This is a genomic window from Candidatus Propionivibrio aalborgensis (genome assembly GCF_900089945.1).
In the GTDB taxonomy this organism is placed as follows: Bacteria; Pseudomonadota; Gammaproteobacteria; order Burkholderiales; family Rhodocyclaceae; genus Propionivibrio; species Propionivibrio aalborgensis.
In genome coordinates this window covers 1-10,188 of the sequence record NZ_FLQY01000064.1, presented here as the reverse complement: position 1 = coordinate 10,188, position 10,188 = coordinate 1, and the positions used below count along the sequence as shown (strand labels likewise).

The 10,188-nt window shown below is 57.6% G+C and carries 11 protein-coding genes; 9 read left to right on the top strand and 2 right to left on the bottom strand.

The window, feature by feature from the left end; translation table 11 throughout:
* Positions 1-506: 506 nt before the first annotated feature.
* The 6 genes from PROAA_RS04485 (at position 507) to PROAA_RS04460 (ending at position 5,955) form a co-directional block, all read left to right on the top strand.
* Positions 507-1,166: a heavy metal-binding domain-containing protein gene (locus tag PROAA_RS04485; protein WP_222102098.1), complete on the top strand. Its 660-nt coding sequence runs from the start codon at positions 507-509 to the stop codon at positions 1,164-1,166.
* 36 nt (positions 1,167-1,202) lie between these two features.
* A complete protein-coding gene (locus PROAA_RS04480; protein ID WP_186410188.1) occupies positions 1,203-1,772 on the top strand; it encodes an RNA polymerase sigma factor in 570 nt (189 codons plus the stop codon).
* Complete coding sequence (locus tag PROAA_RS04475) at positions 1,769-2,698, top strand: hypothetical protein (RefSeq protein WP_186410187.1); 930 nt, start codon at positions 1,769-1,771, stop codon at positions 2,696-2,698. Before PROAA_RS04480 ends, PROAA_RS04475 begins: the two co-directional genes overlap by 4 nt.
* A 98-nt stretch (positions 2,699-2,796) precedes the next feature.
* A complete protein-coding gene (locus tag PROAA_RS04470; RefSeq protein WP_186410186.1) occupies positions 2,797-3,705 on the top strand; it encodes a hypothetical protein in 909 nt (302 codons plus the stop codon).
* 250 nt (positions 3,706-3,955) lie between these two features.
* Entirely contained in the window at positions 3,956-4,357 is a 402-nt protein-coding gene (locus PROAA_RS04465) for an HIT family protein (RefSeq protein WP_281182235.1), read from the top strand.
* Positions 4,354-5,955 (top strand): hypothetical protein, encoded by a 1,602-nt coding sequence (locus tag PROAA_RS04460; protein ID WP_186410184.1) that lies wholly within the window; start codon positions 4,354-4,356, stop codon positions 5,953-5,955. The genes PROAA_RS04465 and PROAA_RS04460 overlap by 4 nt, the downstream gene beginning before the upstream one ends.
* A gap of 9 nt (positions 5,956-5,964) precedes the next feature.
* On the opposite strand, the gene phoR is transcribed toward PROAA_RS04460, so the two are convergent.
* Entirely contained in the window at positions 5,965-7,266 is a 1,302-nt protein-coding gene (gene phoR / locus PROAA_RS04455; RefSeq protein ID WP_186410183.1) for a phosphate regulon sensor histidine kinase PhoR, read from the bottom strand.
* A 28-nt stretch (positions 7,267-7,294) separates the two neighbouring features.
* A complete protein-coding gene (gene phoB, locus PROAA_RS04450; protein WP_186410182.1) occupies positions 7,295-7,987 on the bottom strand; it encodes a phosphate regulon transcriptional regulator PhoB in 693 nt (230 codons plus the stop codon).
* A gap of 216 nt (positions 7,988-8,203) precedes the next feature.
* On the opposite strand from phoB, the gene PROAA_RS04445 reads away from it, so the two are divergent.
* From PROAA_RS04445 to PROAA_RS04435, 3 genes are read left to right on the top strand one after another with little or no spacing between them, the layout of a single operon-like run.
* Entirely contained in the window at positions 8,204-8,635 is a 432-nt protein-coding gene (locus PROAA_RS04445) for a gamma-butyrobetaine hydroxylase family protein (protein ID WP_186410181.1), read from the top strand.
* A 33-nt stretch (positions 8,636-8,668) separates the two neighbouring features.
* Entirely contained in the window at positions 8,669-9,409 is a 741-nt protein-coding gene (gene ubiE / locus PROAA_RS04440) for a bifunctional demethylmenaquinone methyltransferase/2-methoxy-6-polyprenyl-1,4-benzoquinol methylase UbiE (protein ID WP_186410189.1), read from the top strand.
* Positions 9,410-9,420: 11 nt separating this feature from the next.
* Positions 9,421-10,104: a Tim44 domain-containing protein gene (locus PROAA_RS04435; protein WP_186410180.1), complete on the top strand. Its 684-nt coding sequence runs from the start codon at positions 9,421-9,423 to the stop codon at positions 10,102-10,104.
* Positions 10,105-10,188: the final 84 nt, after the last annotated feature.

Sequence of the window (10,188 nt, the reverse complement as noted above, 5' to 3'; positions counted from 1 at the left end):
CACGCGTTGCCGATTGCGGCTTCCGCCGCTACCTCGGGACGGGGAAGTCCCTTTCATTCGTTAAGTAGACACCATTCCGTCCAGTCGTCAGATTATTGGATTGCCCAATAATCTGGCTTCAGGTCGCATGGTGCTGTTTATCAGTGAAGCATTTCTCTGAATTGAGTCCGTCATGCCGGATATTCTGTTTACAGTTTCTGCTTCCTTGGGTTGTTCAAAACTGGCATGTCTATGCTTGTAAGGGCTGCTTCATGGAACAGTCGCCACCGACCGGTTGTGGCTGTTGCTACCAGATGACGATTAAATCTCATCACTGAAACCTGGTCAACAAAATCGCCCGCGGAATTTGCGCGTCGCAGAACAAGCAGCCCCGACAGGCTTTATCTATTGCAATCACCCGGCGGCGAAGTGCATCGGCTGGCCATCGTGCCCTGAAGAAAGGGGGCTTGACCTGTGAGCGACACGCTTGTCTAAGCTGAAAGCAGTACCAATTGGAGAGGACTGCCATGGACACGAAAACAGGGTTGAGCGGGCACGACCATCATCACCGGGCCGAGAATTCTCACGCCACGCACGGCATGCACCATGACCATGAAGCGGCCAACACAACGACCGTGAAGGATCCGGTCTGCGGCATGAACGTCACCCTTGGCGCGGGCAAGCCGAGCTTCGAACACGACAGCAAGACCTGGCACTTTTGCTCGCAGAAGTGCCACGACAAGTTCGCCGCGGACCCCGTGCACTACCTGACAGGCGAGCACAAGAAGGCCGCCGCTCAGGCCACCGCTCCAGCATCTGCAGGAACGTTATACACCTGCCCGATGCATTCCGAAACCATCCGCGACGCGCCGGGCGATTGCCCGAAATGCGGCATGGCTCTGGAATCCATGGGCGTTACGAGCGGCGACGAAGGGTTTAACCCCGAGTTGGTCGACTTCAGGCGCCGGTTCTTGATCGGTGCCGTTTTGACCGTACCTCTGCTGGTGCTGACCGTGGGGCCGTTTCTCGGTCTGGGCTTCGTACGTGATCTGCTCGGTGAGCGCACGGCGCAGTGGGTCAAACTGGCTCTGGGCACGTCGGCATCTAATTGGAGGCCGGCGCGGCCCGGAATGAGTGGTTCCGGCAATGCTTGCTCGCGATTGGAAATCAAGACCAGCTCACGCTGACCCCGAAAACGGATTGTCCTCGTTTACACTTCAGGCATGGAAGAATCGCGTACCGACGAGACTCTCATGCTGGCTTATCGCGATGGCGACGCCGCAGCATTCGAGGTGCTCTACGCGCGACATCGCGGCCGCTTGTTCCGTTATTTGCTGCATCAGTGCGCTCGGCGCGAACAGGCGGATGAAATGTTTCAGGAGGTATGGATGTCGGTCATTCGCGCCCGCGGCAACTATGAAGTTTCGGCCAAGTTTACGACCTGGCTGTTCCGCATCGCTCACAATCGCTTGATCGACGGCTATCGCGCACGCGGCCGTCTGGCTGAATTCGAAGCCGACGCGACTGATTTCGAGGGCGACCCCCCGGATCATCCGGCGCCAACCAGCGGACAGCCGGAGCAGCTTTACGAGCGCGCGCTGGTTGCCGGAAACATGGTCGCCGCAATCGAGGCATTGCCTGCACCCCAGCGCGAAGCCTTTCTGTTGGCTGCCGAGGGCGGTTTGACGGTCGAGGAAATCGGCAACGCGACTGGCACCGGTTATGAGACCGCGAAAAGCCGTTTGCGCTACGCCTATGCGCGGCTACGCAGCGAACTGAGGGATTTGCGATGACTCGCCCGATCATTCCGCCGAAGGATCCTATTCCCGATTCGACCGTGAGCGAAATCCATGCGCTCTATCGGGAAGGGGCCGGAGCCGCCGAGCCGGGTCCAAGCCTGGATCGCGCCATTCTCGATGCTGCACGGGCTGATCTCCGGGCCGACAATGGGGCGAAGCCAAAGCGGCAGCTTCCATGGTGGAAGCGCTGGATTCCCGCAACGACCGCGATTGCGGTTGCGGTTATCGGGCTGTCGTTTACCTTGCGCGTCTCGGAGCTGCAGGAAAGCGATCTGTCAGCAGTGACTGGCGCCATGGAGCCTAAGCGCGATGATGCGAAGATTGCCGCGGATAAGGTTCCGGGCAAAGCCACACTGTCCGATCGCCCAGCAAAATCGCAGGCTGCGAGCAAAGCCGAGACACCGAAGCCAAACCAGAATGACGAGTCGAAGTCTGGCCAGAATTTCTCCTCTGCTGTTCGCGAAAGGACAGCCAGACCGGCCCCGGCCGCTGAGCGGCGCGCTATCCCGGCAAGACAGGGGCCGTCTCCTGGCGGAGCTGCGCAAGCACCGGCAACGATGGCTCAACCTGTACCCGCATCTGAACCTCAGAAGAAATCCCTGCGAAGCGATGGGTATGGACGATTGGAAAAAAGTGAATCGGACGCTTCCGGCGCCGCCGGCGCGGAGCTCGCCCGCCCACCCCTGCGGCGAGAAGCCGAGCATATTGGCGTCAGTTCCAGAGACGGACCCGCGGCGGATTCGATTGCCCCTTCGCTTTCAACGCGCCCGGACGATGCGACAACACCTGAAGCCTGGCTGGAACTCATCCGGAAGCATCGTGGGGCCGGCCGAAATGCCGAGGCCGCGCAAAGCCTGGCCCGGTTTCGCGTGCGTTACCCCGACTATGCGCTGCCGGCTGACCTGATTCAGCCAGAATAGGCTTGGCGGCGCAGGTGCCGTTTTAACCCCGTTTCACGAAGGCCTCCGTTTACAGGATTGCGGACATCGCAAATCTTTTTCCCCCTACGGAGGACATCATGAACAAAACCAACTTTGCATCCCTAGTTCTTGGCGCTATCGGTTTCCTGGCTTTGACCGGCTGCGCACAGCCCAGCCTTGCGGCCCGCCTGGTCGACGTTTCTGTCGTCAATCGCAGCACCGGCGAACGGCTCACGCCCTACCGCCACCATGGCAAGTTCTACATCGCCGGTACTCCGGGAGACAACTACTCCATCGAACTCAGAAGCAGGCGCAGTGAGCGTTTGCTCACCGTTCTCTCCGTGGATGGCGTCAACGTACTCACCGGCGAGACGGCCGCGCCGTTGCAGTCGGGCTATGTGCTCGATGACCGACAAAGCTATGGGATCAGCGGTTGGCGCAAGAGCATGAATGACGTCGCCCAGTTCGTTTTCACCGCGCTGCCCAACAGCTATGCGGCGCGCACGGGCCGTCCGGACAATGTTGGGGTTATCGGCGTTGCCGTGTTCCGTGAGAAGGTGGTTCCACCCTTGGCGAGATACGGCACAACGGCGCCATTTCCCGCGACAAAGGAAGCTCGGCACCCGGAACCAGCTCGTGATGCCGATGAAGGCCCTGTCCGGCAGGCGGCCAAGAGCGAAAGTGAGGCGAGCACCGGAGCCTCCAAATCCACCGCTTCGGGAAAACTTGCCGAGCGACGGGCCAATTTGGCTGCAGCAGACTCCGCTTCGCCGGGCGAATTCGAGAAAAAGGCCGAGCGGCTCGGCACCGGCCATGGCGAGCGCGAGTATTCCCCGACGCGCTACACGGGGTTTGAGCGCGCCCGCGATACGCCTGATGAAATCGTCACGATCTACTACGACTCCCGCGACAATCTGATCGCGCGCGGCATCATCCCGACACCGTGGCTGGCCGAGCCCACGCCCTTCCCGGCGAATGCCCGTTTTGTACCCGACCCGCGCAGCTGATCGTCAAATCACTCGCGACCGGCTTCGGGAAGTACGGGAACCCTTGGGATCGTCTACAAGATAGCTCGGGGGTTCCGTCCAAACATCTGCTTCCCGTCGACGACACGACCTGTGATTGTGTGACGTATTTCCTTGTAAACACTCCATTTTCCTTTTAGTCTGAAGCTGTACCGATCCATTTTTGGAGTCTTTGATCTTGGTCGAGCCCTGTAAAACTTGCGAACTGTGTGCTTCACCCGGCGGCGAACTGGTGTGGAAAAGTGCGCTATGTCGCGTGGTCTTGATTGACGATACGGACTATCCGGGGTTCTGCCGCGTCATCCTCAATCGACACGAGCCTGAAATGACTGATCTGGCAGTGAATGAACGGCAGGCGATGATGCGCGTCGTCTTCGCCGTCGAATCCGCGCTACGGCACCTGATCAACCCTGACAAGATCAATCTTGCCAGCCTTGGCAACGTTACCCCTCACGTCCATTGGCACGTTATCCCGCGCTGGCGCGAGGATCGTTGTTTTCCCAATCCGATTTGGGGCCTGGCGCAAAGAACCGATGTCGCCCTGCCCGCCAAGATCGATCTCTCAATACTAAGAAAAGCACTGGCCGAGCAACTCGGGGAGCCGATAGTATCGCGTGAAAGGAGTTTTCCATGAATGCCATGTCCCCCATCACTTTTGCGATTCATGACCTGCAGACAGGTTGCGACATCATCTCTCGCATTCCATTGGCCAACCCACAACAGGCCGCAATCGATCTGGATCGCTTTCTCGATAGCCTGCTGACCTCACCTCCCGATGGCGAGACCTATTTCCAGTTGCTTGAACACGCCCGTGTGCCGATTTCCTTTGTCGCGGATGAACTCGCCAAGCGCTATCAGAGCAAAGCACTCCCTCTCGCCGAAGTCGAGGAAGAGACATTCGAGCAAGTCATAGCACTTTGGCGGAAAGCTGCTACGTCGTACGCCCGTTGCGCCGAAAACGATGCGTCCGATGAGCAGGATCCCGCCAGCGCGTCACGCGTTGCCACGATCCTGCATCGCTGCATTCATCACTCTGGCATGATCATCCTCGAACACCAGCGTGCTCGGCGTGAGCTGCCATGGGGGTTGTGGCTGGAATTGCATGGATACTACGGAAGCGCCGAGGAATGGGGAGTCGCCACATTGGCCGTTCCTGACGCCCTTGATCCTCTGGGACGGAGTACCGACTGCACAACCGCATATATCGCGTTTCTGATGTGCGACATGGCCGGCAGCTTCAGTCTCTCCGTGCGCGACCAGACTCTGGTACGCCGCTGGGCCAGCCACTGGTCGCCACTCGTCAGCCTGCACAAGGCAGAACCGGGCGAAGCCCTGCCCCAATACGTTGTCGATCTGATGCAGGACATGGCCTTGCGCCCCGTGGCCGAGTGCCTGCAAACCGAGCATCTGCGGCGTCTGGATACGACTCGACTGACCATGCACATAAACCAGGTCAGGCACCAGTTGAGCCAGAAAATCCCTCCATCGCATCTCGAACTGGGGGAGGATTGCACTGCCGGCCAGTGCAAGCGGCTGCTTGAACATCTTGCTCCTGCGTGGGCTCAGGCTCGCGCAGCGCGAAAATACCGACGCCATGCTACTTCGGGAATCACCCAGCTCTGTACGGGTTTTGAGGAAATGCACTATTTCATCTCCGACAAGGAGTTCGAGCAGCCGGAAAACGTGCGCGTCTACTCCAGAAAAGAGTTCGAAAACCTGTTTGCCTTCAGGCATCAGACCGATCCTCAGCAAGCATTGCATGTGCGCCAGGAGCAACTTACCTACGGTGTTGATAGCTGGGAGGTTGTAAACCAGTCAGCCAATGGCTTCCGCCTCGTACGCAGCACTTCCGGCAAGAAAATGATCCACGGCCAGCTCATCGCACTCCGCCCGAAGGATGGACAGCGCTTTCTTCTGGCGAAGAACACATGGCTTATGCAGGAAAAGAGCGGGGGGCTGATTGCGGGAATAAAGGCGCTGCCTGGCTTGCCGGTTGCCACCGCAGCACGGGTAATCGAACAAGCGAGTGAAAGTCACGGGCAATACCATCGCGCATTCCTGCTGCCGGCCGTACCGTCACAAGACACCGACCAGTCCCTGGTGTTACCTCAGGGCTGGTTCCGGAACGGACGGGTCGTCGAACTCTTTACCGACGGCGCCTGGCGGGTCAAGCTCCAGCAGGTACTTGATGATGGGCCTGGATTCGAGCGGGTCAGCTTTGTGGTCTGCTGAACGCAACGCTTAGCCGAGTATGCAACGCTCGGGGAAGCGCGCTGAAAAGCGGCTTCCCTTGCCAAGGGTACTTTCGATCTCCAGCGTGGCATGATGGCGCGTCAATACATGTTTGACGATGGCCAGTCCCAGCCCGGTGCCACCTGTCTCGCGCGAGCGACTCCGATCGACTCGATAGAAACGCTCGGTCAGGCGTGGTAGATGCTGAGCGGCGATACCGATACCGGTATCGGTCACGACAAACTCTCCGAACCCGTCGTGTACCCGCCAGAGAAGATCAATCCTGCCGCCCGGTGGAGTGTATCGCACGGCATTCCCGGCCAGATTACTGAAGGCACTACGCAACTCGCTGGCGTACCCGGCGAGCACCGAAGGTGTTTCGACATTCAGCACAATCTCGTGTTTTCCTGCCGAAAGCGCCTGCGCGTCGGCCAGGATGCTGCGCAGCATCGGTTCCAGCTCCACCCGCTCCTCATTGAGCCACGGTCCTCCGGACTCCAGCGAAGAAAGGGTCAGCAGATCTTCGATCAGACGCTGCATGCGCGCGGTCTGCTCGCAAATCAGCGTCAGATAATTATTGATTTTGGCACCACCATAAGCTTCATGGCCGCCAACCAGCATTTCGGAAAAACCGGCAACCACGGTCAAGGGCGTCTTGAGTTCGTGAGACACATTGGCAATGAAATCGCGGCGTATGGTCTCCACACGCTCGACCTGACTAACGTCACGCGAGACCAGAAGGTTCTGGTCTTCGCCGTACGGAATTATCTGCAGCAGCAAGGTCATACCATCGACACGACCGTCCCGATAAATCAACGGTTCGGCGTACTGCCCGCTGTCAAGATAGGCAACGAAATCCGGATGGCGGATCAGGTTGGTCAAAACCAGTCCCCGATCCGAGGCCGCAGACAAAGCAAAGTGCGTTTCAGCACGTTCGTTGATCCAGTCAATGCGGCGGTGACGATCAAATGCAATCACACCATCCGGCAAGGCCTGGAACACACTCATGAAATTCTCAAGTGTTTCCGCAAGCAACTGCTGCTGACCGAGACGCATGCGAACTCTACGGTGCAACTCGGCAAAGGTGGTTTCCCAGACGCCTCGCCCTTCTGGCAGTGGACTATTGAGTTCTCCTTCAAGCCAACTCATCAGTTTTTGAAGATGAAACAGATGCCAGCACAACAAAAGAAGCAGGAATATAACTGCCGAGGCCAGCCCCCAGTTGAGTCCATAGATGTAGAAGACTGGCGGAAACACGATGCAGGTGAAAAGAAGCAACTGCCAAATCAAACGTACCCAGATCGCGCTCATGCCATATTCTCGGATTAACCGGACAATCTCATTCGGGCAGCGCCGAGAAACGGTAACCACTGCCGCGCACTGTCTGGATCAGGCGGTCATGCCCGGTTTGCTCCAATGATGAGCGCAGGCGACGAATATGAACGTCTACCGTCCGCTCTTCGACAAAAACGTGATCGCCCCAAACCTGATCAAGCAACTGTGTGCGGCTATGAACGCGTTCGGCGTGCGTCATGAAGAAATGCAACAAACGAAACTCGGTCGGCCCGAGATCCAGCGACTGGCCATTCCCGGATACTCGATGCGAAACGGGATCAACGCGCAAGCCTTCGACATCTACACAGTCCTCGGTCATTTGCGGCGCCCGGCGGCGCAGCACCGCCTTGATACGGGCCAGCAATTCGCGTGGTGAAAAAGGTTTTGTCAGATAATCGTCAGCGCCCGCCTCCAGCCCCGCCACCTTGTCATGTTCCTCACTGCGTGCGGTCAGGATGATGATCGGCAAGTAGCGAGTCCGCTCTTCGCTACGCAAACGGCGGGCATACTGAACACCGCTCATTCCAGGCAACATCCAGTCGATCAGGACAACATCGGGCAGAGTACTGTTCACTAGCCGGATCGCGTCTTCAGCAGTATCGGCACGCATAACGCGATGCCCGGCATGCTGCAGGCTGGCGGCAATCAACTCCTGGATCGACGGTTCGTCTTCAACAACTAGGATGGTGGCTGACATGGTGTGGTCTCTCTACGTAATCGCATGCTCCCAGTTTATTAAAGCAGGATGACAAACTGATGACAGTTAACCGATTGGAACACACAAGCGCACGATCCACCAACGTCTTGCTGCGGGCTTGAATTGCCGTTGTCGAACCTTCGATCCAGCACTCCCAGAGGTTTCCAACCCGACTTTGCGCTATCATAGCGCGTTCGATTACACCACAAGACCGCCATGGCTGGACTTAATCCCGGTACACCGATTCCCGTCGAGATCAAGCTGCATAACAAATCCCGCATCGTCGAACTCGCCTTCGAGAACGATGAACGTTATGAACTGACTTATGAATTCCTGCGTGTATTTACGCCTTCGGCAGAAGCACGCGGTCACGGCGCAGGCCAGGAAACATTGCAGGTCGGCAAACGCGATGTGGAAATTGTGACTATCGAACCAGTCGGCAACTATGCGATCAAACCTGTTTTTTCCGACGGCCACGAAAGTGGTCTGTATTCATGGGATATTCTATATACGCTTTGTGCCAACCGCGACGCGTTGTGGCAGGCGTACCTTGACAAGTTGAAGGCGGAAGGTGGAAGTCGCGACCCGTCGGAGTGCCGTCCCGAAGCCACCAAACCACCACCGTCCTGCGGTAGCGGAAAGCGCTGAAATTTTGCCAGACACCGATATTCGCTGCACATGATGAGCGCTCCAGACAAGACTCACTTTGGCTTCGAGCAAGTCGCCGAGGCCGAAAAAGCCCGACGGGTTGCCGAGGTTTTTGACTCGGTCGCCAAGCGCTACGACCTGATGAACGACCTGATGTCCGGTGGTCTGCACCGCCTTTGGAAGGCGTTCACTATTGCCCGTAGCGGCGTACGCGAAGGCGCTCGTGTGCTCGATGTTGCCGGTGGCACGGGTGATCTCGCGCTTGCTTTTGCCCGCAAGGTCGGGAAGACCGGCGAAATCTGGTTGACCGACATCAACAATGCCATGCTGACCAATGGCCGCGATCGCCTCTGTGACAAAGGATTCCTGATCCCGGTAGCACAGTGCAATGCCGAAAAGTTGCCCTTCCCGGGAGATTACTTTGATTGCGTCACAGTAGCGTTTGGCCTGCGCAACATGACCCACAAGTCCACCGCACTCGCCGAAATGCTTCGCGTCCTGCGCCCCGGAGGACGCTTGCTGGTACTGGAGTTCTCACAGGTCTGGAAGCCACTGACGCCGTTCTACGACTTTTATTCGTTCAAGGTGATTCCGCGTATTGGCGAGATCATCACCAAGGACGAGGCGAGTTACCGCTACCTGGCTGAATCGATTCGTGTTCATCCGGATCAGGAATCACTGAAGGCATTGATGGAACAAGCGGGTTTTGAGAACGTTGACTACTTCAATATGGCGATGGGCGTTGTCGCACTGCACCGCGGATTTAAATTTTAATGGAGCCGTATATGAAAAAGGCATTAGTAGCTGTTTTTGCTGTGATTCTGACCCTTGGCATCTTTGCGGAAGAGGCAGAAGCCGCCCGCTTTGGTGGCGGGAGATCCTTTGGCATGAAGCGGCAAGCTGTTACACCAAAACCCGCCTCTCCTGCCCAGGCGGCTCCGGCGCCTACAAATCCGGCTTCCGCTGCAGGAGCGGCAACAACGCCCAAACGCAACTGGATGGGACCGATTGCCGGGCTCGCTGCCGGCCTCGGTATTGCTGCGCTGCTTTCGCACTTTGGCACGAGCTCATCTTCCGTTCCCCCTGCAACCCAGCACATTCCCGATGGCTTTGATACTGAAGGATTCCTGCGTGTCGCAAAGCTGAACTTCATTCGAATGCAGGCCGCAAATGACGCCAAGAACCTTGAAGATATTCGCGAATTCGTCAGTCCTGAAGTGTTTGCCGAAATAAAGATGCAAATGGATGAACGCGGAAGCGCACCCCAGCAAACCGACGTGGCGACTCTGAATGCGGAGCTTCTCGAGGTATGTACCGAGTCAAATCGTCATGTTGCCAGCGTGCATTTCAGCGGCATGATCAGTGACGCGGCGGGGGCAGCAGCAGTTCCCTTCGATGAGGTGTGGAACTTGAGCAAGCCGATCGAGGGTGGTGGCTGGGTCGTGGCCGGAATTCAGCAGCTCAACTGAGTTCATATACGTATTCGTTGTTAGCTATTCGATGCTGGTCGACGCAGCGCTCGGATTCATAAACCATCTTCTCGCTGGAGAAGC